The following is a 26159-nucleotide window of genomic DNA, read 5'->3' as shown; positions in this document are numbered from 1 at the left end:
ATGGAATGGGAAACAGTTATCGGTCTTGAGATTCACGTTCAACTCGCGACCAACACAAAAATATTTTCAGGTGCTAGCACTGCATTTGGTGCAGAGCCAAACACTCAAGCTTGCGCCGTTGACTTAGCACTTCCAGGCACCCTGCCCGTCTTCAATGAAGGTGCTCAGCGCATGGCGATCATGTTTGGCCTTGCGATCAACGCGGAGATTGGTAAACGTGCTGTATTTGAGCGCAAAAACTACTTCTACCCTGACCTGCCTAAGGGCTACCAGACAACACAGCTGGAAGCGCCGGTCGTAGGAGCAGGTTATGTAGATATTGAGACCGAAGAGAGCGGCCCGCGTCGCGTCCGCATTCACCATGCACACCTTGAAGAGGATGCTGGTAAATCGCTTCACGAAGATTTTCATGGTCAATCTGGGATAGATCTAAACCGTGCGGGAACGCCGCTAGTTGAAATCGTATCAGAACCTGACATGCGTACCTCGAAAGAGGCGGCAGAGTATGCACGTAAAATCCATGCAATCGTCACTACCCTTGGTATTTGTGATGGCAACATGGCGGAAGGTTCGATGCGCTGTGACTGTAACGTCTCAATTCGCCCTAAAGGAAGTGAGACCTTAGGTACGCGTACAGAGCTTAAAAACATCAACTCGTTCCGTTTTATTGAGCGTGCTATCGATACAGAAGTAGCACGCCAGATCGATCTAATCGAAGATGGCGGCAAGGTCGTTCAAGAGACACGTCTCTACGACCCAGATAAAAACGAGACACGCAGTTTGCGATCTAAAGAGGATGCGAACGACTACCGTTACTTCCCTTGTCCAGATCTACTGCCAGTGGTTGTTGATGATGCATATGTTGAAGCGATTCGCGCCACACTGCCTGAACTACCTGACGCTCGCAAAGCGCGTTTTGTTAGCGAGTATGGGCTCTCTGAGTACGATGCAGGTGTTCTCTCTGCCTACCGCTCACAGGCCGACTACTTCGAAGAGGTTGTTAAGGTCTGTGAAGATGCAAAACTGGCTGCAAACTGGGTCATGGGCGAACTAGCTAAAAACCTAAACGCTGAAGATCTAACAATTGAACAGTGTCCTGTAACCGCTGAACAACTTGGCGGCACGCTAGTGCGCATCAAGGACAACACCATCTCTGGTAACATCGCTAAGAAGGTGTTTGAGATCCAGTGGAAGGATGGCGGCACTGCAGATGAGATAATAGAAGCCCAGGGCATGAAACAGGTGACCGACACTGGTGCACTCGAGTCGATCATCGACGACGTCATTGCCAGCTGTACACCTCAGGTTGATCAGTACAAAGCGGCTGAACCTGATAAACGCGGCAAAATGATCGGCTTCTTTATGGGGCAGGTCATGAAAGCTTCTGGCGGCAAGGCAAACCCTGGTGCGGTAACTGGCATGCTCAAACAGAAACTAGATGCTCTCTGCGACTAATTGCATAAGCTTTAAAAAGCTCGGTTGATCCGAGCTTTTTTGTTTTACCAAACCAGCTACACTGCCCTAAAATTAAAATTTACCCATTAAAGAGCAAACTCCATGAGCGAACTTCTAAGCAAGATACATTCGATTGTTGGCGATAACGGATTAATAACAGACGAACGTGTCGCACAGCGCCCAAACGAGAGCTGGAGCAAAGGCTCTTGCCCTGCTGCTGCAGTTATTCGCCCAGCGTCTACGGAAGAGCTCTCGCAGGTACTGGCGCTCTGTAATGAAGCTGGCCAAACCATCATTCCGCAAGCGGGTATGACTGGCCTTGCTGATGCAACCAAAGCGACCGAGGGTGATTTCGTACTAACCCTTGAGCGTATGCGAACGATTGAATCTATCGATGAGAAAGGTTCTACCGCACTTGTGCAAGCAGGGGTCGTAATTGAAGATCTGCAAAATGCAGCTGCTGAGAAAGGCCTTCTTTTTGCCGTTGATTGGGGTGCACGCGGTTCAGCGCAGGTTGCAGGCATGCTGGGTGCAAACGCAGGTGGTAACAAAGTTATTCGCTACGGCATGGCGCGCGACCAGGTACTTGGACTTGAAGTCGTTCTTGCCGACGGCCGCATTCTCACCAATCTAAAAGAGACCATCAAGGACAACACGGGGTACGACCTAAAACAGATTTTTGTTGGGTCTGAAGGCACACTAGGGATCATCACACGCGCTGTCTTAAGGCTTTGGCCGGCTGCACCCGCTCGCCAAACAGCATTAGTTGGCGTAGAGAGCTTTGACCAGATGCTTACGCTTTTGAACGCGCTGAAGCAGCGTTTAGAGGGCAAACTCTCAGCATTTGAAGCACTATGGAGCAGCTTCTACAAATTTATGGTGCATGACACGGGCAATCATCAAAAGTTTGTCGATGACTCACTCCCCTACTATGTATTGGTAGAATCTGAGTGTGTTGATGAGGAGCGAGGCCGAGAGCAATTTATCGAGGTACTTGGGGAGCTCATGGAAGAGGGTGTCATTGCCGATGCAGTAATTGCAGAAACCTCACAACAGGCGAACGCACTGTGGGCGATGCGTGATGACATAGAGGCGATGGTTGCTGCGTTTAGCCCTCTAATCCCATACGACATCAGCCTACCTCTACGTCACATGGAAGCGTATACCAATGAAGTGGCTGAAGCGCTAGCTGAGCAGTTCCCAGAGTCAACCTGCCTCACCTTTGGTCACTTAGGTGATGGCAACATTCACTTCTGTGTCGGCCCGGTTAAAGATAAGAAAGCGATCGACACGGTTGTCTATGCAATCCTTGCTAAGTACAAAGGATCAGTATCAGCAGAGCACGGTATAGGCTTGAGCAAAAAACCTTACATCCATCTTAGCAGACAAGATGCCGAGCTTGATGTAATGCGAGCAATAAAGGCTGCACTAGACCCTAAAGGGATTCTAAACCCAGGAAAAATTATCTAATAGATCCACTGGAGCAAAGATGGAAAAGCCAACCCCTCCTGCAGATTACGAGTGCTGCGAAAGCGGATGCGAGCCCTGCGTATGGGATACCTATAGCGAAGAGCTAGCGGCTTTCAAAGCTTATGAAGCCGAGCAGAAGAAGCTTAACCCGGAGGCAACTCCTTCAACTCCAGACGCGTAACATCACCCTCATCTTGGTGCTCAAGCAGCACCAAGAGATTGTTGAGCGCAGGTAACAGCAATAACGTATCCCGCGTCTCGCCCTCTTCATAGACCCACTGCTGCGCCGTTAAACCGTTATACCGCTGGGATAAAGACACATCCTCTTTACGCTGGTACGTGACCTGCTTGAGGCGTTTAGGGGAGGCAACACTCATTTCAATTTGAGTAAGCTCAGGCGAACAGGCCGTAGTCATTTGCAAATGTAGTGTTTGACTCAACTGATCTTGGAACTGACTGGGAACATCAAAGCTGTAGCTCTTCCCCTTACGCTGAATGTCCGCCCGGCCATCTGCAAACGTCATGGTGGTCAATTTCTTACCCATCCCCTTCTGCTCCTCCCGATAAGAGAGAGGCGTCAAGCGATCATTCGAGAGCTCCAAGCGGCTATCGACTTTAAGGGTACCAAGAAGCAGACCTAACTCTTGCTTGAATAGATAGCTCCCGTCACTCTGACGCTTTAATCCAACCTCGCCACTACCCGAGATACCGTTGAACGATACCTTGAAGTCGTGACTCCCTTCAGCTGAAGTCAGAAAACTATTGTGACACTCGCCCGCGACTAACGTGCCAGATAACAGAGACCAAACTACAAACGTAAGATATTTCAAATTTTTCACCTCGCTCAGCAAAGTGTAACAAACCACTTAGAAGATTATAGGGAACTGAAACTTAACAGAGACAAAAAAGGCAGCCGAAGCTGCCTTTTTGTGATTTTCTAAAATTACTGACGAATAATAGAAACGTCTTCTGCTTGAAGACCTTTATCACTGTCATGCACATTAAAACGTACACGTTGCCCTTCATTAAGAGAGCGATGACCACGTCCACGAATATTACGGAAATGAACAAACACATCATCGCCGTTAGAACGTGTAATGAAGCCAAAACCTTTCGCTACGTTGAACCATTTAACTGTTCCAACTTCACGACCATCATCGACATCATCTTCTTCATCAGCACCATTAACGCGCGCACCTGAATAAGAGCCACCGAATGAACCCGCTCCAGAGCCTGCAATGATAGTACTAACTAACACTGTAATGAATGAAACTGCCAGAACTGGCAGGTAATGAGACTCAGCTTTAAAAAAGTGACCCGCTGCCGCAATGACAGCTGCCGCAATAATACTGATAATGATATTTTTAATCACCGGTTTACCACCTATAAACTTTTTCTTACTATTTTGCTGTTGCACACTCTTCCTCGCCGTAAACTATTGGCTCAGAAGAACGTCAGATATAGCGTATTAGTTAATTTTTTTCAACAACTTACTAGAGATTGCAATGAGTAATAGCTCTCAATTAGACGATTTAGAAGCTCGAGTGGCTTTTCAGGAAGATAGCATCGACAAACTGAGCGAAGAGGTTGCTCTACAAGCCAAGGAGATAGATCAGCTAAAACGGATGGTCAAAATCCTGCACGAACAGATTAAAGATGGTGACAATTCAGGCGCAGCACCAGAGGCTAATGTGCCACCACCGCACTATTAACCCAGCTTACGTTTTGCGTAGATATCAAAACGCCCAGACTTACCTTCCAACGAGTAACTGGGTTTTGGCCCCTCAATAACCGGAGCCTTGCGAGGACGTTTCACGACAATCCGCGAGGGGTCAGCAGCCAGCGCAGCCTCAAGCAAAGCAGCGCTATCTTCATCAGCCCCTACAACAGAGCGAGAAGCGAGCATCTCTTTTTTAACCTGTGCGCTTTTATCAGTGTGCGGAAACATCGGATCGAGATAGATCACATCAAATTTCTCTGATGTATTACTCAAAAAGTCAGTCGCCTGCCCTGCCTGCAGAGACATGCGAGCGATAATCTCTGCAAGTTCGGAGTCATCAGTAGAAGATGCTCGCTGCAAACCATCTTCTAATAGAGTATGTACAATTGGAGAGCGCTCCACCATTTGAACTCTGCAACCAACTGTTGCGAGTACAAAACTATCACGTCCTAAACCCGCAGTTAGGTCTGCAATATAGGGTTTGAATGATGAGCTTACACCACAAGCCTTGACGATCTGCTGCCCCATACCCCCACCAAATTTGCGACGGTGAGCAACGGCACCTGAATCGAAATCTACACGCACGGCACCCGGCGCTTTAGGGCCTGTTTGCACTAGACCAATACCTGAGGCCTGCACCTCTAGCAGAAAATCATAATCTTCAGCGACTGAAACAAGGGGTAATTGAAGCCTTTGTGCCAACCCTTCTGCTTCAATAGCTAGATCATCATCACTGCAGAGGAGAGCGATTTTCATCCCAAAGCCCAAACAACAAGCAGTGTGATGCCCAGTAACAATCGATAAATTACAAACGGCTTCATGCCGACACGATCAAGCACACCTAGGAAGATATGAATACACGCCCAGGCGCTTAGAGCAGCAAGAACAGCTCCAGAACCAACCATTTGCCAATTAGCGTCAGCACCTGCACCTAACAACTCCATACTTTTCAGCAAACCGGCGCCTAGAATGACAGGAATCGATAGAAGAAAGGAAAAACGAGCAGCGCTTTGGCGATCAAAGCCTAAAGCTAAAGCTGCAGTAATCGTGATACCTGAACGCGATGTACCGGGAATCAGTGCAATAGCCTGAGCAAAACCGATAATGACAGCATCTTTCAAACCCAAACTTTGCATGACTCGGGTTGCACGGTTCGTTGCATCAGCCCACCCCAAAAGAAGACCGAAGATAATAGTGGTCGCTGCAATGACGAGTATTGAACGGCCGTAAAGATCGACCAGATCACCAAGTAGAAAACCCGCTACAACTGCAGGAATGGTTGCCAAGACAACCATCCAACCAAGGCGCCCATCATCAGATCGCTTACCCGTTAAAGAGGCTAAAGATGCAATCGTTATCTGGGTAACTTCACGTCTAAAATAGATCAAAACCGCAACAAGGGTTCCCACATGAACACCAACATCAAAAGCTAATCCCTGATCTTCCCAACCTAGGAGTTGCGACGGCAGTATCAAATGAGCAGAGCTTGAAATAGGCAAAAACTCTGTAAGCCCCTGGATAAGAGCTAAAAGTACGGTGTGTATCCAATCTGTAAGCGTCACTGCTCACTCCTTTTTTTCCAACTGCCTTCACGAACGTAAACAGGCAGAGCCTCTTCAGGTGGAACGATTAAATTTTGATCAAACTTTTGCAAAGCCAAACTCAACATCTGCTTCGCATCTGGATATAGGGTCGCATCATGCTTAGCTATTTGTCCTTGAACCTTTGCAGTAAGATCACTGAAGTAGTTCATACCACCACCGACCGCAAAGCAGCCTGAGACACTCTCAGGCAGCTCTAAAGCCGAGGGAGCACAAACTATCTCATCGGTTACTGCAACTAACGTGCCATTTTCAACCGCATAAAGTGCAGAGTAGATCTCGTCCATTCGAGCATCGAGGGTCGCAAGAATATATGAACTATCAGGAGAGATAGCCAAAGCCTGATAAGCCAGTGTCTCTAGTGTCGACAGAGGGGCCATAGGGGTTTCAAAAGCCACCGCTAACCCTTGTGCAGCTCCAGCAGCGATGCGAATACCAGCAAAGGAGCCAGGGCCTCGACCAAATGCGATCACATCCAAATCGGAAACTTTGATTGCAGCTTCTGTAAGCAGCTCCTCCACCATCGGCAGAAGCCGTTGGGTATGCTGGCGTGGAACTATCTCAAATTTCACAAAGTCGGTTTCACCTTTAAGTAACGCAACAGAGCAGGCATCCGTCGATGTATCCAGTGCCAATATATTGGCCATAAAAATCCTTAAAAATCAGGCTAAATCTTCGCCCCAACGAGGCATTAAACTGTGATCAATATTGAGCTGAGATAGAATTCTCGCAACGACAAAATCGATCATATCTTGCACGCTTTGCGGCTTGTTATAGAAACCGGGAGAGGCTGGAATAACAACTGCGCCCATACGCGTCAGCTTCAACATATGCTCCAGGTGGATTTCCGAATACGGGGCTTCACGTGGAACCAAAAGCAATTTACGACGTTCCTTAAGCGCCACATCAGCAGCACGCTCAATCAGGTTGTTACTTGCTCCCGTCGCAATAGCCGACAAGGCACCGGTACTACAAGGACAGACCACCATTTCAGAAGGTGCACCCGAGCCAGATGCGACAGGCGCGAACCACTGCTCTTTACCAAATACCTTCAACTGATCTGGCTGCGCATTATAAAGCTCGGCCAAATATTGCTGCTGCGCTTCAGGGGTTCCTGGCAGATTAAGATCTGTCTCTGCAGCTGCCACAACCTGCGCAGCTTTAGAGATCATCAAATAGACCTGAACATTTTGCGCCAGCAAAACCTCTAACAGTCGCAAGCCATATTGCAGCCCCGAGGCTCCTGTGAATGCGAGAGAAACTCTTTTTTCGAACTTAGTAGACATCACTTCCCCTTAAAAGCATCCGCTAGTCGTTGATGGACACCCTCAAAGCCACCATTAGACATGATGACCACATGCGCCCCCGGCTCAACCGAGACGACTACTCTGTTGATCAACTGCTCTAGTTCATCAAATACACTTTGATTATCACCAGCGGTGGACAATGAATCCAGCAAAGACCAGCTTTGATCCTTTGGCTGATACCAGAATACTGCATCAGCTTGAGCGACAGATCCTGCTAATGAGTCTTTAAACACACCTCGTTTCATCGTATTGGAACGGGGTTCTATCACTGCATATAAACGATCAGATCCCACCTTGGCGCGCATGCCTTCCAACGTAGTGGCGATTGCAGTTGGGTGATGGGCAAAATCATCATAAAGATGCACACCGCCAAACTCACCCAAATACTCCATGCGACGCTTGACGCTTTGAAATTTACACAAGGCTTCAGCAGAGGTAGCAAAGGGTATACCGACATGGCGTGCGGCAAGAGCTGCATGCAGGGCATTACGCTGATTATGCTCACCACTTAGTGACCACTCGACAACTGCTTGATCAACCACCTCACCCGCTTCGCTCAAGCCGATCTCAAATCGATCCCCCGCGTTATTCAACGCGGATAACCAGCCACCATCCTGCCCCTTAACAGCATGAGTTTTCTGCAGAGAAGACCAAGCACCCTGTTCAATCACTGTTTGAACCGATACCTGCTCATCCGGATAGATAGCAAGCCCTGAGGGAGGGAGAAGTCGCATTAGGTGGTGGAACTGTCTTTGAATCGCTGCAAGATCATCAAAGATGTCAGCATGATCAAATTCAAGGTTGTTAATCACCAATGTTCGAGGTGCGTAGTGAACAAACTTAGAGCGCTTATCAAAGAAGGCTGTGTCGTATTCATCCGCCTCAATAACGAAAAAGTCCGTTTCACCCAAGCGAGCTGAACAGTCAAAATTGAGCGGCACACCACCAATCAAGAACCCCGGTTTCATTCCGGCATACTCTAGAATCCAAGCCAACATGGTAGCGGTTGTAGTTTTGCCATGTGTGCCTGAAACCGCCAACACCCATCGATCCTGTAGAAGGTGATCGTGCAACCATTGCGGACCAGATGTGTAGTGGATACCACGTTCCAGAACCGCTTCAACGCAAGGGTTACCTCGCGACATCGCATTACCAACGATAACCAGATCAGGTTTGCTATCGAGTTGCGATGGGGCATACCCCTCAATGATCTCAATGCCCGCATCAATCAGTTGAGTGCTCATTGGAGGATAGACATGAAGATCTGAGCCGGTCACCTTATTACCAAGCTCTCTCGCCAAGATCGCAAGGGACCCCATGAATGTGCCGCAAATACCGAGAAAATGAATGTGCACTTTGCTATCTCTTCGTTGAATTCTGTAATTTCATCAAACTATTGGTAATTTTAAAGTAATTTTCCATTACGCAAATGCAAAAAGTCACCAATTTGCCTATAATTTGGTTCTCTTTTTTATTCTAAGCTATCCGAGGCGCTGAATATGCAGCTACTAAGCTCTTTCTTGAAACACAACAAAACGGATGATGACCTAGTCGAGGTTATCGAAGTATTGATGATTGCCTGTAAAGAGGTTGCCCTTCAACTTCGTGAAGGCGCACTCGCTGGCGTACTCGGCACAAGCACACTCACCAATGTACAAGGTGAGACTCAGAAAAAACTGGATATCGTGTCGAACGATATCATTAAAAAGGTACTTCTAGATAACCGTCTGGTGCGTGGCGTTGCATCAGAAGAGGAAGATGAGCCGGTATGGGGTGATCGCGACGGTCGTTTTCTAGTGACCTTCGACCCTCTGGATGGCTCATCGAATATCGATATTAACGTATCTGTAGGTACCATCTTCTCAATCATTGAAGCGCCTAAACCTTGGGCGAAACAAGAGACAGAAGAGTTTCTACAGTCAGGCCGCAAACAGATTGCTGCCGGTTATGTTCTCTACGGTCCATCTGCAGTGCTTGCACTCACCACAGGCAAAGGCGTGAACATGTTCACGCTGGCCCACACTGGCGACTTCATTCTTACTGAAGAGAACGTCACCATCCCTAAAGAGACCTCTGAGTTTGCCATCAACATGTCAAACCGCCGTTTCTGGGAGCCAGCGATGCAGTCCTACATTGACGACCTAATTGCTGGAGCCGAAGGTCCTCGTGAAAAGAACTACAACATGCGTTGGGTAGCATCAATGGTGGCTGAAGTTCACCGTGTCCTAACCCGAGGCGGTATCTTTACTTATCCTTGGGATAACCGTGACCCGTCTAAACCAGGCAAACTTCGTCTGATGTATGAAGGCAACCCAATGAGCCTTCTAATTGAACAAGCCGGCGGTGGCGCAACCACTTGCTACGACGACATTCTAGACGTTCAGCCAGAGCATATTCACCAGCGCGTTTCCGTTGCTCTAGGCTCAATTAAGGAGGTAGAGACCCTAAAGGCCTACCACCGCGAAGGTAAGAAAAACTAGCGCTAAGTCGAATTCCGCTTAACGCAAAATGTGCATATAATGCGCGCAAATATTTTTGTTAACTTTTAACAGGGACTAAGCATGAGCTTTGAAAAAGTACCAGCAGGTAAGGATCTGCCAAACGACATCTACGTAATTATCGAGATTCCAGCAGAGAGCTCTCCAGTAAAATACGAGATCGACAAAGATTCTGATTCAATCTTCGTTGACCGTTTCATGGCTGCACCAATGTTCTACCCAGCGAACTACGGCTACGTAAACAACACACTTGCAGACGATGGTGACCCACTAGACGTTCTAGTTCTTACACCACACCCTGTAATGACTGGTTCTGTAATCCGTTGTCGTCCAGTTGGCATCTTGAACATGACTGACGAAGCTGGCGAAGACGCTAAGCTAGTTGCAGTTCCTCACGAGAAACTAAGCCAGGCTTACAACGACATCCACGACGTTAACGACCTATCTGATCTTCTTAAAAATCAGATCTCTCACTTCTTCGAGAACTACAAGAAACTTGAAAAAGGTAAGTGGGTTAAAGTTGAAGGCTGGTCAGATGCAGCAGCAGCTCGTGATGCAATCATGAAATCTGCAGCAGCATACGAAGCCGCTAAATAAATAACACTTAAAAAGAGCCCGGCCTGCTGAAGTGGGTCGGGCTTTTTTTAATTAAACAGGTAAAATTGCCTGCTTAGTCAGCTTTTAAAGACCGGAGCACAAAATGAGTCGCCCTAATCTAGAAGAGATCAAACGCGTATACATCGAAGCCGATCTACTTTTCTCTAATTCTGAGGTTGATGCAGCCATCACCAAATTAGCGAATGAGATCACAGAGCAGTATGCTGATCGTGATCCTGTCATCTTTACGATTATGAACGGTGGGCTTGTGATTTGTGGTCAGCTCTTAACTCGCCTCAATTTCCCACTTGAAGCTGGTTACCTGCACGCTACTCGCTACCGAAACACCACTTCAGGTCACGAACTTGAGTGGAAAGTTCCACCAATGATCGATTACAAAGATCGTGATGTCCTAGTCGTAGATGACATTCTTGATGAGGGCCACACCCTGCACGAAGTGATGAAGCACCTACAAGATGGCGGCGCTAAGAGCGTCGAGTCAGTGGTACTTATCGATAAAATCCACGACCGCAAAGCAGTACCTGGAATGCAAGCAGCCTTCACGGGCCTAACAATTCCTGATCGCTACATCTTCGGATACGGCTTGGATTACAAAGGCTACTGGCGAAACGCACCAGGCATATTTGCAGTCAAAGGTCTTTAAACATAAACGCCCAGCAATAGCTGGGCGTTTTTATATCAACTTACAGCTATTTAGATAACTCATCGAACAGATCAACAAAGGATTCGGTCAACTTATGCTTAGGCGCAAAGTTGATAAGTGGCTTAGCCACCATGTGCGACTCTTTCATCTTCACTGATGCTGGGATTTTACTCTGCAGCACAGGAAGGTCCTGCTCGACTAACGAATCGATAATCTTCTGCGGTAACGATGCCCGAGGCTGGAATTGGTTCACTACAATTCCCTCCAACAACAACGACTCATTATGATCTTCCCGCGTCTCCTGTATATTATGGAGAAGGCTATATAGGGCCTGGCGAGCAAACTCATCGCAATCAAATGGAATCAGACAGCGATCCGCCGCACAGAGCGCTGATAGCGAGAAGAAGTTAAATGCCGGCGGAGTATCGATATAGATTGCATCGTACTGCTCAGCAAGTTCATCTAACAGTTCGCGTAGCTTGTAGATTTTATGCTTAGACTCAAGCTTAGACTGCAAGTCACCTAAGTTGGGGTTACTTGGAATGATATCTAAGTTTTTAAACTGAGTAGCGTAGCAATAATCTGCGCCAGCAACCTTGTTGAGCTGAAAGCTCAATGTCGAGTCGAAGAAGTTGTAGATATCGAGCTCAGGCTTATCAGAATCATCGCCCAGCAAGTAGTGCGTTGAGTTACACTGCGGATCGAGATCGATGACGAGGGTTTTCTGCCCCCTATTTGCACTAATGGCAGCGAGGTTAACCGTAATACTCGATTTACCTACACCACCCTTTTGGTTAAATACAACTCTACGCATAATTACCCCTGCGAAAGTAGATCGCGAAGATCAATGATTGCCGCATTTGCACGCGATATATAAGAAGCCATGACTAACGAGTGGTTAGCCAATAGACCGAATTCTGTCCCATTGAGAATCATAGGGCTCCAAATAGTTGCCTGAGTCGCCTCTAGTTCTCTAATAATCTGTCGCAAACTTGCCACTGCGTTTTTACGCTCCAGACTTTGCGCAAAATCGAGTTCAACCGCTTTTAAGATATGAATTAACGCCCATGCCGTACCACGCGCTTCATAGAACACGTTATCGATCTCAAGCCAAGGTGTTTGAATCTCAATCTCAGCCGCAGTTGAAGTAGATTGTGCAGCAGCTTCTGTACCAGCCAAATCTGTATTGATGCGACGCTGCCCTACACTTGCACTCAATCTTTGTGAGAGGCTCCCTAAGCGAGTTGAAACATCTCCCAGCCAATCTTTTAGATTGTCTGCACGGGCATAGAATTGCGCCTGCGACTCATCTTGCTTAGCTAAAGCCAACTGATAAGCCTTTAAATGGATCAGTGCATCACGGTACTCACTCTCAGTTGAAGGGATCAGCCATGAGTTGTTATCAAAATGGAGTTTAGGTTCAGCACTTGCTAGATCAGCCTGCTCAGTCGATTGCGATTGCGAACGGCTCAGCGTCTTACGCATTGCACGGCTCAAATCACGAATCTGAACCAATACACCAAACTCCCAGTTAGGGACATTATCTAGCCATAACCCAGGTGGGAAACGGTCGTTTGATAGATAGCCGCCCTGCTTATCCAAAAGCGTTTCAGTCAACGTAATTAACGTACCGGTCGTGTAACTTCCGACAACTGTAGTCTGGTTTTGCGCACTCAACTTAGCATCTGTATCAGCTTTCACAGAGTAGATATCAGGCGTCCAACTCCAGTAGATACCGACAATAACTGCACCAACTAGATAGAGGGTAAATAGAGATAGCGCAACCTTAGCGATGACACCGCCTTTAGAGCTGGTGATACGATCCAAAAAATCAATAAACGCACGGTAAATAGAACGCATAAAAAACCTCACAAAACATTATGCTGCACTGCACTATGAACAATCTTTAAACAGCGGTCAATTAGACTATTCACCAGCATAATTTAGGCACCATAAGAATTTGGACATTAATTAACCAAATTAGCGGAAATTGTCGGCAAAAACTGCCTAAATACCAGAAAATAGCGATTTTACTCGACTAACTAACTAGACAAAACGGCTGCATTTATTGCAAACTAACCAACAGTTTAATTAGCAGTGTTTTAAACGCAATTTCACAACATATAGCGCTAAATTAGCCACAAGTTAGCAGTTTCAGCGCTTTACCGGGGGAACACATGGATATTCGCAAAGTAAAAAAATTGATCGAGCTTCTTGAAGAGTCAAACATCAACGAAATTGAGATCAAAGAGGGCGAAGAATCTGTACGCATTAGCCGCGGTGGTTCAGTAGCAATGGCTGCTCCAATGATGGCTCCAGCTCAATATGCAGCACCTGCAGCGGCACCTGCTCCAGCGGCAGCTCCAGCAGCAGTAGAAGCAGCGCCAGCAGCAATCGCAGGCCACACAGTTAACTCTCCAATGGTCGGCACCTTCTACCGCTCACCTGCTCCAAGCGCTCCTTCATTCATCGAAGTAGGCAAAACAGTTAAAGCAGGTGACGTTATCTGCATCGTGGAAGCGATGAAGATGATGAACCAGATCGAAGCTGATAAATCAGGTGTTATCGAAGCCATTCTTGTTGAAGATGGTCAGCCGGTTGAATTTGATCAGCCACTCGTTGTAATTGCCTAACTTTCAAGAAAGGATCTTCCATCATGCTGGATAAAGTCCTCATCGCAAACCGAGGCGAAATCGCCTTGCGAATAATGCGAGCTTGTAAAGAGCTAGGCATTAAAACAGTAGCTGTTCACTCGCAAGCAGACCGTGACCTTATGCACGTTCGTCTTGCTGACGAAGCCGTATGTATCGGCCCTGCTTCATCTGCGCAGAGCTACTTAAACATTCCATCAATCATTGCTGCTGCAGAAGTTACAGATTCTGTTGGTATTCACCCTGGTTATGGTTTCCTTGCAGAAAACGCTAACTTTGCCGAGCAGGTTGAGCGTTCTGGCTTCACTTTCATTGGCCCTCGTCCAGATACTATTCGCCTGATGGGTGACAAAGTTTCTGCAATCGAAGCGATGAAGAAAGCCGGTGTACCTACCGTGCCAGGTTCTGACGGCCCACTACCAGAGAACGATAACGAAGCGCTTCACAAGATTGCGCAACGTATCGGCTTCCCGGTCATCATCAAAGCTGCTGCAGGCGGCGGTGGTCGTGGTATGCGCGTTGTTCATACTGAAGCTCACCTCGTTAACGCAGTTCAGGTAACCAAGTCTGAAGCGAAAGCAGCCTTTGGCGACGACACTGTCTACATGGAGAAGTTCCTTGAGAAACCTCGCCACGTAGAGATTCAAGTACTTGCCGACGGTCAGGGTAACGCTATCCACCTTTACGATCGCGACTGCTCACTACAGCGTCGTCACCAGAAGGTTGTAGAAGAGGCACCTGCACCACATCTAGATCCAGAAGCGCGCGCTAAAGTGCTTCAGGCTTGTGTCGATGCGTGTATTGAGATCGGTTACCGCGGCGCTGGTACCTTCGAGTTCCTATACGAAGATGGCGGCTTCTACTTCATCGAGATGAACACTCGAGTTCAGGTAGAGCACCCAGTGACAGAGATGGTTACTGGCGTCGATATCGTAAAAGAGCAGCTACGTATTGCATCAGGTCTTCCACTTTCAATTAAACAGGAAGATGTGAAACTCCAAGGCCACGCCTTTGAGTGTCGTATCAACGCTGAAGATCCAAAAACATTTATGCCATCACCAGGTAAAGTGAATAACTTCCATGCACCTGGCGGCAATGGTATCCGCGTAGATTCGCATCTATATGCTGGCTACACCGTACCTCCTCACTACGATTCGTTGATCGCTAAATTGATCACATACGGTGAAGATCGTGCCGTAGCAATGCAACGTATGCGCAATGCTCTTGATGAGATGGTTATTGATGGTATCCGCACCAATATCCCTCTTCACCATGACATCATGCGTGATACCCACTTCGAAGCAGGCGGTGTTAACATCCACTACCTCGAGAAGAAATTAGGGCTATAATAGCCGCACTGAAAAAGCCCGCAGTAGCGGGCTTTTCTATCTTTACTTACTGGACAAAACTATGCCTTGGCTTCAGATAAATGTAACCACCTCACCCGATGTCGCAGAGCAATACGAAGACCTATTACTCGCTGCCGGCTGTGCTGCTGTTACCTATCAAGATGCAAAAGACCAACCAATATTTGAGCCTGAGTTAGGGACTACACCCCTCTGGTCAGAGACAACCATTACCGGTCTATTTGCTGCTGAACACGATCTTGAAGAGACTCTCGCACTTCTGAACCAGGCAAAAGAGCAGATCAGTTCAGGTGAGAAGACCCACTTTAAAGCTGAGATTCTTGAAGATAAGGATTGGGAGCGTGAGTGGATGACCCATTACCACCCAATGCAGTTCGGCCCTAACTTTTGGGTCTGTCCAAGCTGGTGTGATGTTCCAGATAGCAACGCTGTCAATCTAATGCTAGATCCAGGCCTGGCGTTTGGTACTGGCACCCACCCAACAACAGCACTCTGTTTGGAGTGGTTGGCTACAGAGCCTCTTACAGGGCGTTCTGTAATCGATTACGGTTGCGGCAGCGGTATTCTTGGCATCGCCTCTATTCTATTGGGAGCAACAAACGTATCTGGCGTTGATATTGACCCACAAGCGCTACAAGCAACCAAAGATAACCTAGGTAGAAACAATCTTTCACTTGATAAGATGCCCGTATTCTTCCCAGAAGATTTTAAAGCTGAGGCGGTTGATCTGGTTATCGCCAATATCCTTGCAGGCCCGCTCAAAGAGCTTGCCCCAAGCCTTGCCAAACTGGTTAAATCAGGTGGAAAGATCGTGCTTTCAGGCCTACTTTTTGAACAGGCTGAAGCACTGCTAACGACATACTCAGAGTGGTTCGATATGGAACCAGCCGCTCAAAAAGATGACTGGATAAGACTTTCAGGTACCAAGAGATAATCGATGCAAGTTACCGAGTGCCCCGCTTGCCAAACCACCTTTAGGGTGACAGATGGTCAACTGAGACTGGCGAAAGGAAAAGTTCGCTGTGGGCACTGTTTAACTGTTTTTAATGCGCAAAACCCTGAAGTAGTAACCGATATTGCAGCCAAAATTACTGAAACTGAACTGACAGATATTTCGGCAGAATTAGCGAATGAGCCTATCGAAAGCACGCCATTACTTAAGGCAGAGCCGATACTTCTGCATCGCGAATATAAATCTTCACCCTCCCCAATTATTTCAGCGATGTTGATTTTACTTATCGCCAGTTCAGTCCTTCTCCTTGCCGGGCAGTACCTATGGTTTGAGAGAGCTACACTAGCTAATGAGATCAGACTTAGACCCATCTACTGGCACCTATGTGACCAAGTGGATTGTCAGCTTTCCTCAAAAGAGGGACTGAAACTTCTTGAGGTTTCAGACACAATCGTCCGAGACCACCCCCGCTATTCAGAGATGCTAGAGGTAAGAGTGAGGGTAGAGAACAGCTCCGCCTTTGATCAGCCCTACCCAGCCCTAGAGCTCAGTTTCAAAAACCTTCAGGGTAATCTGATAAGCCGTCGCACCTATGAACCTGATGAATACATGAGCGACTCTTACAGCAAAACACTGAGATCCAAACTACCTCTGGAGATAGAGCTATCTGTCACCAAACCAGCGGATGCAATTGCTAGCTACCAAGCAGCGTTAGCAGAACCCAAAACACGCTGATATTTGAGCCGCTGTCAACGGCAAATTGATCATTTTTTATTCAAAAAAACCTTGGAGGGGGAGGCTCAGAAGAGTATCATTACGCCCCTTTCAAACACCCGCATGTTTCACTAAACATGCGAAAAGAGACAGGTTTTTGATGCTCAAGATCGGCCCCTACAATCTCGACACACGAGTTGCACTGGCACCTATGGCCGGGGTTACCGATCGTCCGTTCCGACAGTTGTGTCGTGAACTTGGAGCAGGCTTGGTCTTTTCCGAGATGGTCACATCAGACCCATCACTATGGCACACTAAAAAGTCGAGCTACCGCTTAAACCATCAAGGTGAAGCTGAACCACGCGCCGTGCAAATTGCTGGTGGCGATCCTGAAATGATGGCAACGGCAGCACGATTAAATGCTGAACGCGGCGCCCAAATCATCGATATCAACATGGGTTGCCCTGCTAAAAAAGTGTGCAATAAAGCGGCTGGTTCTGCACTTCTGAAAGACGAAGCGCTTGTTGAGGAGATCCTCTACGCGGTTGTCGACGCAGTTGATCTACCTGTCACCTTAAAGATTCGTACCGGCTGGTCTCCAGAGAATAGAAACGCTGTCACAGTCGCAAAGATTGCAGAGCAAGCAGGCATAGCCGCACTGACAATCCATGGCCGCACCCGCGCTGACAAATATCTTGGTGATGCAGAGTATCAAACCATTAAACAGGTTCGTGATCAGATATCGATTCCATTGATCGCAAATGGTGACATCACCTCCCCTGAGAAGGCAAAACAGGTCCTAGATATCACTGGCGCAGATGCCGTGATGATAGGCCGTGCTGCACAGGGTAGACCCTGGTTGATCCGTGAGATTGATCACTACCTGCGAACAGGCGAGCTATTACCCTCGCCTTCCCAGGATGAAGTATTCGCTATTCTTCGCAAGCACATCCTCGAACTCCATAACTTTTATGGAGACGTCATGGGAGTTCGTATTGCCCGTAAACATCTGGGCTGGTATTTGCAATCGGACCCAGCGGGTCGTGAGTTTAGAAACAATTTTAATCAACTAGAAACACCGCAAGCTCAGCTTGATGCGATTGAAGCCTATTTCAACCGCTACCAAGCAGCTTAAGTACAAGGTAAATCTGAAGTGAGTAGTAGAGAAGTAATGCAATTCGAAGAGTCAACACCAGCAGCATCACCAGTAGCATCAACCCGCCTTCGCGACAGCGTTGAGGAGTCACTAAACAGCTACTTTAAAACTCTAGATGGTCAACACGCCACTGACGTTTACCAGATGGTATTAAACGAGGTTGAAGCGCCTCTTTTTGAAGCTGTGATGCGCTACACCCGTGACAACCAAACACGCGCCTCTGAGATGCTCGGCCTTAACCGCGGCACTCTTCGCAAAAAACTTAAACAGTACGGTCTTCTTTAAATCCCCTTTGCATGGAACTGAAAATGTCTAACCAAACATTCTCCCCTGTTCGCCGCGCTCTGATCAGCGTATCTGATAAAACTGGTATCGTTGAGTTTGCTCGCGAATTGGTATCAATCGGTGTTGAGATTCTCTCTACCGGCGGTACCTACAAGCTTCTTTGCGATGAGGGAATCGCCGCGACTGAAGTCTCTGACTACACAGGCTTCCCAGAGATGATGGCGGGTCGTGTGAAGACGCTACATCCAAAAGTACACGGCGGTATTCTTGGTCGTCGTGGCACTGACGATGCTGTAATGGCTGAACATGGTATTGATCCAATCGATATGGTTGTTGTTAACCTCTACCCATTTGCAGCAACGGTAGCTCGTCCAGATTGTGACCTACCTATGGCGATCGAAAACATCGATATCGGCGGCCCGACTATGGTTCGTTCTGCTGCTAAAAACCATAAAGATGTAGCGATTGTGGTTAACGCATCGGACTACGACTCAATTGTTGCTGAGCTAAAATCGAACCAGGGTCTAACTTACGCAACTCGTTTCGACCTTGCAGTTAAAGCATTTGAACACACAGCTGCATATGACGGCATGATCGCTAACTACCTTGGTGCTCGTGTTGGCGTTGAAGAGCCAGAGACATTCCCACGCACCTTCAACACACAGTTCGTTAAAGTTCAGGATATGCGCTACGGCGAAAACCCGCATCAGCGCGCTGCTTTCTACGTTGAAGAGAACGCAACGGAAGCGAGCGTATCAACTGCTCGCCAGCTGCAGGGTAAAGAACTCTCTTACAACAACGTGGCTGATACAGATGCAGCACTTGAGTGTGTTAAATCTTTCAAAGAGCCAGCTTGTGTAATCGTGAAACACGCGAACCCATGTGGCGTATCTATTGGTGGCGACATTCTTGAAGCGTATAACCGCGCATTCCAGACAGACCCAACCTCAGCATTTGGCGGCATTATCGCGTTCAACCGTGAATTAGATGCCAACACAGCTAAAGCGATTGTTGACCGTCAGTTTGTTGAAGTAATCATTGCACCTAAAGTCACTGCAGAAGCCTCTGACATCGTTGCAGCTAAGCCGAATGTCCGCCTACTTGAGTGTGGTGAGTTTGCAGCACAACCTGGCGCTGCTTTCGACTACAAACGCGTTAATGGCGGTCTTCTTGTTCAGGACCGTGATCTTGGCATGGTTGGCGCATCAGATCTTAAGATCGTCACTAAGCGCCAGCCGACTGAAGCGGAGATCCGTGATCTACTATTCTGCTGGGAAGTTGCTAAGTTCGTTAAGTCGAATGCAATTGTATACGCACGTGATGGCCAGACTATCGGTATCGGTGCAGGCCAGATGAGCCGCGTATACTCGGCGAAAATTGCTGGTATTAAAGCAGATGACGAAGGCCTTCAGGTTGCTGGTTCAGTGATGGCATCTGATGCATTCTTCCCATTCCGTGACGGTATCGATTCAGCAGCTGAAGCGGGTATCAAAGCCGTTATCCAGCCAGGCGGTTCAATGCGTGACCAAGAGGTTATCGATGCTGCTGATGAGCATGGCATGGCGATGGTATTCACTGGCATGCGCCACTTCCGCCACTAAGCGTTAAAGGGATTAAACGATATGAATATTCTAGTGATTGGCTCAGGTGGCCGTGAACATGCTCTAGCTTGGAGCGCTGCTAAAGATGCACGTGTAAATACTGTCTTTGTTGCTCCAGGAAATGCAGGCACAGCGATTGAAGCTGGTATTGAAAACGTCGCTATCGATGTCATGGACAAAGTTGCACTGGCCAACTTCGCCAAAGAGAATGGCGTTGCTTTGACCATCGTAGGTCCTGAAGCACCTCTTGTAGATGGTGTAGTGGATTACTTCCAATCAGAAGGTCTAGCAATTTTCGGCCCATCAGCGGGCGCTGCACAGCTTGAAGGGTCTAAAGCGTTTACTAAAGACTTCCTAGCACGCCAGCAGATTCCAACTGCAGAGTACCAAAACTTCACAGAGATCGAGCCAGCACTGGCCTACCTTCGTGAGAAAGGCGCACCAATCGTTGTTAAAGCCGACGGTCTTGCAGCTGGTAAAGGCGTTATCGTTGCGATGACACTGCAAGAGGCTGAAGATGCTGTTAAAGACATGCTAGCTGGCAACGCCTTTGGCGATGCTGGTAGCCGTGTTGTTATCGAAGAGTTCCTTGATGGAGAGGAAGCATCTTTCATTGTCATGGTCGATGGCGAAAACGTACTTCCAATGGCAACCAGCCAAGACCACAAACGTGTGGGTGATGGCGATACTGGCCTTAACACCGGCGGTATGGGAGCTTACTCCCCTGCTCCAGTCGTAACGTCAGAAATCGACCAGCGCATCATGGACGAAGTGATCTACCCAACCGTTCGCGGTATGGCTGCAGAAGGTAACCGATACACTGGCTTCCTATATGCAGGCCTCATGATTTCTGCCGATGGCACACCTAAAGTGATTGAGTACAACTGCCGCTTTGGTGACCCAGAGACGCAACCTATCATGATGCGTCTTCAGTCGAGCATTGTTGAACTTTGCGAAGCAGCCCTTCGTGGCGAGCTAGATAAAACCACAGCTAAATGGGATCCACGCCCATCAATTGGTGTTGTTATGGCTGCAGGCGGCTACCCTGGCGACTACAATAAAGGGGATGTGATTTCACTTCCTGCGTCCCTTCCAGCTGATAGCAAAATCTTCCATGCAGGCACAGCCTTAAATGGTGATGATGTTGTGACAGCCGGCGGTCGTGTTCTTTGTGTGACCGCACTTGGCGACACAGTGACAGACGCACAAGCTCGTGCTTACGAACTTCTAAAGCAAGTAAGCTGGAAAGACGCCTACTTCCGCACCGATATCGCTTACAGAGCGATCGCCCGCGAAAAAGCGTAAACACCTAACCAGGTAAAACAAAAGGAGAGCAAATGCTCTCCTTTTTTGTCTCATATCGGCACAAAGCCGTCACTTAGCCTTTATGTTCATATACTTCTCAGTAGCACTTCCGTATCTATCCTGATCAATATATTTACGAATAAACTGGGCATATCCATCACGCGAAACATGCTCGCCGATGCCCGCCAGGTCTACCAACGCGTTGTAACTTGCGATCATCGCATTCTCAAATGGAGTGTGTCCTGTTAGCAAAAATTTAACTTGAACCTCATTCAAAAAATCATCCGTGAAATCAAATGATTGTCCGTAAGTAATCATCATAATGGGCTTATTGGATGCTTCCGCAATAACCCTAAGCTGCTCTGAATTAACACTGCCAGCTATACACATCATGTCCACCCCAGTAGAAGCATATTGCCCCACACGTGATGCTATTGATTCACTTGAGTCATTGGGAAGGACTTGGGTGCGAGCTATGATTCCAAAAGAATCATCAAGTCGAGTGTCTAATGCTGCTTTAAGCTTGTTAACTTGTTCTTCAATCGATATGACACGAACACCATTTTGCTCATATGTGATGGGTAGCAATGTATCTTCCAGAGTAACTGCTGTAGCTCCAGCCATCTGCAAGTCACGAACAGTACGAATAACATTTAACGCATTCCCGTAACCACCATCACCATCTACGACAATCTTTAGATCTGACGCCTGACAAGTTCTTCTAACAAGATCGGTTAATTCAGTTGAGGTGAGGAGCATTAAGTCAGGAGCTGCAATTGTGCTCATTGAAGCAATCGAGCCACCAATCATGCCGAATGTAAAACCAGTATCACGTGCCATTCTTGCAACGATGGGATTGTATGAAGAAGCCAAGAGCTCATAACCATCGATGCTATTAACTAAGCGGGAAAAATTGGTCATTTAGAACGCTCCATGTCCGTCAAATAGGTATTACATTTTAGAAATATTGTTAGCAACAAGCCATCTGTAGCGCATCTAGCTCTGCTTCTTTTTTATCAGTTACATCTTCGATTATTAACAGATTTTTTTGAAAACCTTTAATCTCAAAAGAATTAGTTGATGTTAGTTTTAGATACACATTCCTAAAATCAGTTTCATCTGAGCATACTCGAAGTTCGAGAACAGAACTTTGCGACATTAAGAAATCACTAAATGATGATCTTAAGTCTCCCTCTAGTTCCATAATCAAATCATAAATATTTGAAGTGTGCATATTAGCTGGATTCTGACCAAGCAAGTGCATTGAGCCCATAGTGATATTTACTTCTATCACATTGAGGTTGACTGAACTCAGACTATTCACTAACCCAATCCAATTCTTTTTGTTATTTATATTTGGATATGTAGACACGTTGACCTTCCTATATAGATTTAATCGTTTCAGCTATTGCTGATCCGACTTCTTGTGTTGTGGATGTACCACCAAGATCAGGGGTTTTAATTCCATTCACTAAACACTGCTCTATTGCCGTAACTACATCTGCGGCAGCTTCTGGCAGCCCTAAATGATCAAGCATCATCGCGCCACTCCAGATTTGACCAATAGGGTTGGCAATTCCGAGCCCATAAATATCAGGAGCTGAACCATGTACTGGTTCAAATAAGGACGGAAAATCACGTTCAGGATTAATATTGGCCGACGGGGCAATTCCTATTGTGCCCGTACAAGCTGGACCTAAATCTGAAAGGATATCTCCAAACAAATTTGAAGCCACCACCACATCAAAACGCTGAGGGTTCATTACAAATTGTGCCGCTAAAATGTCGATATGATATTTATCCGTTGTGATCTCAGGATAGATTTCTGCAAACTCCTCTACACACCGATCCCAGAATGGCATGGAGTGAAAGATCCCGTTAGATTTGGTTGCAGAAGTTACATGCTTTTTCTCTCGTTTCATCGCTAATTCGTAGGCGTAACTGAGAATTCTGTTTACTCCTCGCTTAGTGAAAATGGATTCCTGCAGCACCGTCTCATGATCAGTCCCTTCATATAGAACACCACCAACACTGGAGTATTCGCCCTCACTATTTTCACGAACAACGTAGAAATCAATATCACCCACCTTCCTGCCCGCCAATGGTGATACCACTCCAGGCATCAACCTGACAGGTCGAAGGCAAACGTATTGATCAAACTCTCGTCTGAATTTAAGAAGAGATCCCCATAATGAGATGTGATCAGGAACTGCTTCAGGCCAACCCACAGCCCCAAAAAAGATTGCATCAAAACCTGAAAGTATTTCCTTCCAATCATCTGGAAGCATCTTTCCATGTTTCAAATAATATTCACATGAAGAGAATTCGAATGACTGAAACTCAAATATCACGTCATATTTTTCTGAAATAGCGTTCAGAGCTTTAATACCTTCGGGTATTACTTCTTTACCGATGCCATCGCCAGGAATTATTGCTATACGAAAAGCCATAAAATCTGCCTTTTAGTTGGGGAGAGTCGTCTTTAAGACCGAGGTCCTAAAGACGACTTTGATTAAGCGACTGCTTGATTTCGGTCGCGAGTAGCTCGCTGTAGCAACACAACTCCAACTGCTATTGCCACTCCGATTAGGTCGGTCATAAGACCACCTGAAATCATCATAAATGCTGCGGCTACTAAAAGTATGCGGTAGAAGTTATTTGCACGTGCTCCGATAAACCAGCCTTGCACAGCTGCAGCAAGAAGGAATATTCCTACAATTGCAGTCGTACCAGAACGCAGTACATGTAGCCACTCACCTTCCATTAGCAAAGTTGAGTTGTAGAAGAACATGAATGGTACAACAAACGCTGCAATACCGATTTTGAATGACGCTACAGATGTCTGAAGCGGATTCGAACCAGAAATACCTGCTGCTGCAAAGGACGCTAGTGCTACAGGAGGAGTAATTGCAGACACAACTGCGAAATAGAACACAAAGAAGTGTGCTGTCAGCAGTGGGATACCCAAATCAACTAAGCCAGGTGCAACTACTGAAGCAGCCACTGCATAAGCGGCGGTAGTTGGCATACCCATACCTAATAAGATCGCAATACACATTGCAAAGAACAAGGCTAGCAATTGTGATGCATCAGCGAGGCTTAGAAGAACATTTGAGAAGCGAGCACCAACACCTGTAAGTGAGATAACACCCACAATAATGCCTGCACATGCACAGACAGCGATGATCTGAATAGACATGTGCCCTGCAATTTCAAATGCACTATAGATTCGCTTGAGGTCCATTCTGTATGGAGAGAACCAACTCACAACGGCAGCAGCAGCTGTTGCAAGAGTACCCGCACGAATAACAGAGTAACCCATGAACAAAGCAACTATCAGGATTAAGATAGGAAGGAATAGGTAGGCTTGCTTAGCCAGCTTAGCCACTTTTGGCAGCTCATCTTCACGCATACCCTTCATACCCATTTTGGCTGCTTCAAAATCCACCATGAAGTAGATTGAAACGAAGTACAAAATGGCTGGGATAACAGCAGCGATTGCGATATCCGAGTAAGGAATACCAGTTACCTCTGCCATGATGAATGCACCCGCACCCATAATCGGAGGCATAATCTGACCGCCAGTAGATGCCGCCGCTTCAATCGCACCTGCGGTGTTCTTGTGATATCCAACCTTTTTCATTAGCGGGATAGTAAGAGATCCAGTCGCAACAACGTTACCTGCTGATGTCCCGTTGATCATACCCATTAGACCAGAGGCAAAAATTGCCACTTTAGCTGGACCGCCACGAGCCTTACCTGCAGCTGCGAAAGCGAAGTTAACGAAGTAATCACCCACTTTTGATGCCTGAAGAAAAGCAGCAAAAATGATAAAGAGAATGATGTACGTTGAAGATACTGATGTCGTTGGCCCAAGTACGCCAGCATCGGTATATACCTGACTAAAGAAGCGCTCCCACGAAATAGGAGGCGAAGTTAGGAAGCCAGGTAGGAACTCACCAATAAATACATAAACCAGGAATACTGAAGCGATCGCAACAAGTGCCAAACCCGCAACTCGGCGTGTAAGCTCCATAATCAGAGCCGTACCTGCTACAGCAGCCATAGATATACCCACAGGAGCAAAGGCAGTACCTGTTGAGTTGCGCATTAAAGTGCCATAAATAGTGATTAGGTAAGTTGCAACTGCAAGACAACAAACAACCAACACAAAGTCATGTGGCGCAAATCGACCACGACTTTGACGATCGAACCATGAGAGGAGAATTGATCCAGCTGTAGCAATCCATAGTGGAGTACCAAATAACCAAATTTCGTTAAAACGAATACCCTTGTCGATTCCGTTCCACATGGTTCCAGAAGCAATTTCCCAAGCGAAGTACAAAGCCATACCAAGCGAAAACAATGCGCTAACAAGCAGAGGGTATGCTAAAAATCTAACGCCCTTGTTAGACTTCTCCCCCTCTTCAGGGAATCTAGTTGAAGAGAACATCAAGAAGCCAAGAATCAGTGCACCCGCTACGTGGGCAATACGGAAATTCCAAGTTTCAATTGGGAAATCTGGTAAGAATGGTATATCAACCAATCCACCTGTAAGAGCTTTAATCCCAACACCATTAAGTGCCAGCATATGGAATGCAGCATAAATAACAGCTGCAAACGTAACAAATTGGAACGATTTTCCAGTATAAATTCGACGATTCGATTCTACGGGTTCATCATCGACACCGTGAGCAATCATATGATCATCGTCTGGGAGAGCGTTATTCTTATCAGTCATGGCTAAACCTTCACGTCGAACAATATCGACCAAGATTAAGAAGAAAGTTCGGTTTCCAGGTGCTTAGTCAAGAAA

Annotated in this window: 28 protein-coding genes; 15 read left to right on the top strand and 13 right to left on the bottom strand. The window is 47.0% G+C overall.

All coding sequences use genetic code 11. The features are described 5' to 3' along the window. The 3 genes from gatB to HH196_RS01060 all read left to right on the top strand — a co-directional run bounded on the left by gatB (position 1) and on the right by HH196_RS01060 (position 3106). Entirely contained in the window at positions 1-1455 is a 1455-nt protein-coding gene (gene gatB, locus HH196_RS01070) for an Asp-tRNA(Asn)/Glu-tRNA(Gln) amidotransferase subunit GatB (protein WP_169450258.1), read from the top strand. A gap of 102 nt (positions 1456-1557) precedes the next feature. Then, complete coding sequence (locus HH196_RS01065; RefSeq protein ID WP_169450257.1) at positions 1558-2925, top strand: FAD-binding oxidoreductase; 1368 nt, start codon at positions 1558-1560, stop codon at positions 2923-2925. A gap of 19 nt (positions 2926-2944) precedes the next feature. Further along, positions 2945-3106, top strand: a complete 162-nt coding sequence (locus tag HH196_RS01060; protein WP_169450256.1) for an oxidoreductase-like domain-containing protein — start codon at positions 2945-2947, stop codon at positions 3104-3106. On the opposite strand, the gene HH196_RS01055 is transcribed toward HH196_RS01060, so the two are convergent. Beyond that, positions 3069-3755 (bottom strand): hypothetical protein, encoded by a 687-nt coding sequence (locus HH196_RS01055; RefSeq protein ID WP_169450255.1) that lies wholly within the window; start codon positions 3753-3755, stop codon positions 3069-3071. The two genes, HH196_RS01060 and HH196_RS01055, sit on opposite strands and share 38 nt — an antisense overlap. Positions 3756-3868: 113 nt before the next feature. Further along, positions 3869-4297 carry a cold-shock protein gene (locus HH196_RS11610; protein ID WP_305791997.1) on the bottom strand — a complete coding sequence of 143 codons (429 nt, stop codon included), beginning with the start codon at positions 4295-4297 and terminating at the stop codon, positions 3869-3871. Positions 4298-4430: 133 nt separating this feature from the next. Here HH196_RS11610 and HH196_RS01045 point away from each other — a divergent pair, with 133 nt between their 5' ends. Then, positions 4431-4637 (top strand): SlyX family protein, encoded by a 207-nt coding sequence (locus HH196_RS01045; RefSeq protein ID WP_169450254.1) that lies wholly within the window; start codon positions 4431-4433, stop codon positions 4635-4637. On the opposite strand, the gene HH196_RS01040 is transcribed toward HH196_RS01045, so the two are convergent. Genes HH196_RS01040 through mpl form a run of 5 tightly spaced genes read right to left on the bottom strand, consistent with a single transcriptional unit; the run spans position 4634 to position 8908 of the window. After that, positions 4634-5401: a class I SAM-dependent methyltransferase gene (locus HH196_RS01040; protein ID WP_169450253.1), complete on the bottom strand. Its 768-nt coding sequence runs from the start codon at positions 5399-5401 to the stop codon at positions 4634-4636. The genes HH196_RS01045 and HH196_RS01040 overlap by 4 nt on opposite strands. Beyond that, on the bottom strand, positions 5398-6207 hold the full coding sequence (locus HH196_RS01035; RefSeq protein ID WP_169450252.1) for an undecaprenyl-diphosphate phosphatase: 810 nt from the start codon (positions 6205-6207) through the stop codon (positions 5398-5400). Before HH196_RS01035 ends, HH196_RS01040 begins: the two co-directional genes overlap by 4 nt. After that, positions 6204-6893, bottom strand: coding sequence for a tRNA (adenosine(37)-N6)-threonylcarbamoyltransferase complex dimerization subunit type 1 TsaB (gene tsaB, locus HH196_RS01030; RefSeq protein WP_169450251.1), 690 nt, complete (start codon positions 6891-6893; stop codon positions 6204-6206). Before tsaB ends, HH196_RS01035 begins: the two co-directional genes overlap by 4 nt. Before the next feature lie 15 nt (positions 6894-6908). Then, positions 6909-7532, bottom strand: coding sequence for a flavin prenyltransferase UbiX (locus HH196_RS01025; protein WP_169450250.1), 624 nt, complete (start codon positions 7530-7532; stop codon positions 6909-6911). Continuing rightward, complete coding sequence (gene mpl, locus HH196_RS01020) at positions 7532-8908, bottom strand: UDP-N-acetylmuramate:L-alanyl-gamma-D-glutamyl-meso-diaminopimelate ligase (protein ID WP_169450249.1); 1377 nt, start codon at positions 8906-8908, stop codon at positions 7532-7534. Before mpl ends, HH196_RS01025 begins: the two co-directional genes overlap by 1 nt. 144 nt (positions 8909-9052) lie before the next feature. Here mpl and HH196_RS01015 point away from each other — a divergent pair, with 144 nt between their 5' ends. From HH196_RS01015 to HH196_RS01005, 3 genes are all read left to right on the top strand, one after another. Next, positions 9053-10033 carry a class 1 fructose-bisphosphatase gene (locus HH196_RS01015; RefSeq protein WP_169450248.1) on the top strand — a complete coding sequence of 327 codons (981 nt, stop codon included), beginning with the start codon at positions 9053-9055 and terminating at the stop codon, positions 10031-10033. 81 nt (positions 10034-10114) lie between these two features. Next, the gene (gene ppa / locus HH196_RS01010) at positions 10115-10648 is read left to right on the top strand and encodes an inorganic diphosphatase (RefSeq protein WP_169450247.1); all 534 of its coding nucleotides are present in this window, start codon (positions 10115-10117) and stop codon (positions 10646-10648) included. Between the two features lie 103 nt (positions 10649-10751). Beyond that, positions 10752-11312, top strand: coding sequence for a hypoxanthine-guanine phosphoribosyltransferase (locus tag HH196_RS01005; RefSeq protein ID WP_169450246.1), 561 nt, complete (start codon positions 10752-10754; stop codon positions 11310-11312). A gap of 46 nt (positions 11313-11358) precedes the next feature. Here the strand turns inward: HH196_RS01005 and HH196_RS01000 are convergent, their stop codons facing one another. Together HH196_RS01000 and HH196_RS00995 are read right to left on the bottom strand one after the other, a co-directional pair. Next, positions 11359-12126 carry a ParA family protein gene (locus HH196_RS01000; protein ID WP_169450245.1) on the bottom strand — a complete coding sequence of 256 codons (768 nt, stop codon included), beginning with the start codon at positions 12124-12126 and terminating at the stop codon, positions 11359-11361. Positions 12127-12128: 2 nt separating this feature from the next. Next, positions 12129-13172, bottom strand: coding sequence for a DUF2333 family protein (locus HH196_RS00995; protein ID WP_169450244.1), 1044 nt, complete (start codon positions 13170-13172; stop codon positions 12129-12131). A gap of 317 nt (positions 13173-13489) precedes the next feature. On the opposite strand from HH196_RS00995, the gene accB reads away from it, so the two are divergent. The 8 genes from accB to purD all read left to right on the top strand — a co-directional run bounded on the left by accB (position 13490) and on the right by purD (position 21343). After that, positions 13490-13945, top strand: coding sequence for an acetyl-CoA carboxylase biotin carboxyl carrier protein (gene accB / locus HH196_RS00990; RefSeq protein ID WP_169450243.1), 456 nt, complete (start codon positions 13490-13492; stop codon positions 13943-13945). A gap of 23 nt (positions 13946-13968) precedes the next feature. After that, positions 13969-15312: an acetyl-CoA carboxylase biotin carboxylase subunit gene (accC, locus tag HH196_RS00985; RefSeq protein WP_169450242.1), complete on the top strand. Its 1344-nt coding sequence runs from the start codon at positions 13969-13971 to the stop codon at positions 15310-15312. A gap of 61 nt (positions 15313-15373) precedes the next feature. Further along, entirely contained in the window at positions 15374-16264 is an 891-nt protein-coding gene (prmA, locus tag HH196_RS00980) for a 50S ribosomal protein L11 methyltransferase (RefSeq protein WP_169450241.1), read from the top strand. Positions 16265-16267: 3 nt separating this feature from the next. Further along, positions 16268-17017 carry a DUF3426 domain-containing protein gene (locus HH196_RS11535; RefSeq protein ID WP_248276867.1) on the top strand — a complete coding sequence of 250 codons (750 nt, stop codon included), beginning with the start codon at positions 16268-16270 and terminating at the stop codon, positions 17015-17017. A gap of 139 nt (positions 17018-17156) precedes the next feature. Continuing rightward, positions 17157-18131 (top strand): tRNA dihydrouridine synthase DusB, encoded by a 975-nt coding sequence (gene dusB / locus HH196_RS00970; RefSeq protein WP_169450240.1) that lies wholly within the window; start codon positions 17157-17159, stop codon positions 18129-18131. A 36-nt stretch (positions 18132-18167) separates the two neighbouring features. After that, a complete protein-coding gene (gene fis, locus HH196_RS00965) occupies positions 18168-18437 on the top strand; it encodes a DNA-binding transcriptional regulator Fis (protein ID WP_169450239.1) in 270 nt (89 codons plus the stop codon). Between the two features lie 23 nt (positions 18438-18460). Beyond that, on the top strand, positions 18461-20038 hold the full coding sequence (purH, locus tag HH196_RS00960) for a bifunctional phosphoribosylaminoimidazolecarboxamide formyltransferase/IMP cyclohydrolase (protein WP_169450238.1): 1578 nt from the start codon (positions 18461-18463) through the stop codon (positions 20036-20038). 21 nt (positions 20039-20059) lie between these two features. Beyond that, positions 20060-21343: a phosphoribosylamine--glycine ligase gene (gene purD, locus HH196_RS00955; RefSeq protein ID WP_169450237.1), complete on the top strand. Its 1284-nt coding sequence runs from the start codon at positions 20060-20062 to the stop codon at positions 21341-21343. Positions 21344-21412: 69 nt separating this feature from the next. On the opposite strand, the gene HH196_RS00950 is transcribed toward purD, so the two are convergent. From HH196_RS00950 to HH196_RS00935, 4 genes are all read right to left on the bottom strand, one after another. Next, positions 21413-22264, bottom strand: a complete 852-nt coding sequence (locus HH196_RS00950; protein ID WP_169450236.1) for an oxaloacetate decarboxylase — start codon at positions 22262-22264, stop codon at positions 21413-21415. Positions 22265-22313: 49 nt separating this feature from the next. Further along, positions 22314-22715, bottom strand: coding sequence for a hypothetical protein (locus HH196_RS00945; protein WP_169450235.1), 402 nt, complete (start codon positions 22713-22715; stop codon positions 22314-22316). A gap of 10 nt (positions 22716-22725) precedes the next feature. Next, positions 22726-23793, bottom strand: coding sequence for a tartrate dehydrogenase (locus HH196_RS00940; protein WP_169450234.1), 1068 nt, complete (start codon positions 23791-23793; stop codon positions 22726-22728). Positions 23794-23855: 62 nt separating this feature from the next. Then, positions 23856-26084, bottom strand: coding sequence for a TRAP transporter permease (locus HH196_RS00935; RefSeq protein ID WP_169450233.1), 2229 nt, complete (start codon positions 26082-26084; stop codon positions 23856-23858). Between the last annotated feature and the right edge of the window lie 75 nt (positions 26085-26159).

Source organism: Marinobacterium sp. LSUCC0821 (genome assembly GCF_012848475.1).
Lineage (GTDB): Bacteria > Pseudomonadota > Gammaproteobacteria > Pseudomonadales > Balneatricaceae > Marinobacterium_E.
Note: the sequence above shows the minus strand (reverse complement) of the source record. Positions and strands in the feature narration are given on the sequence as shown.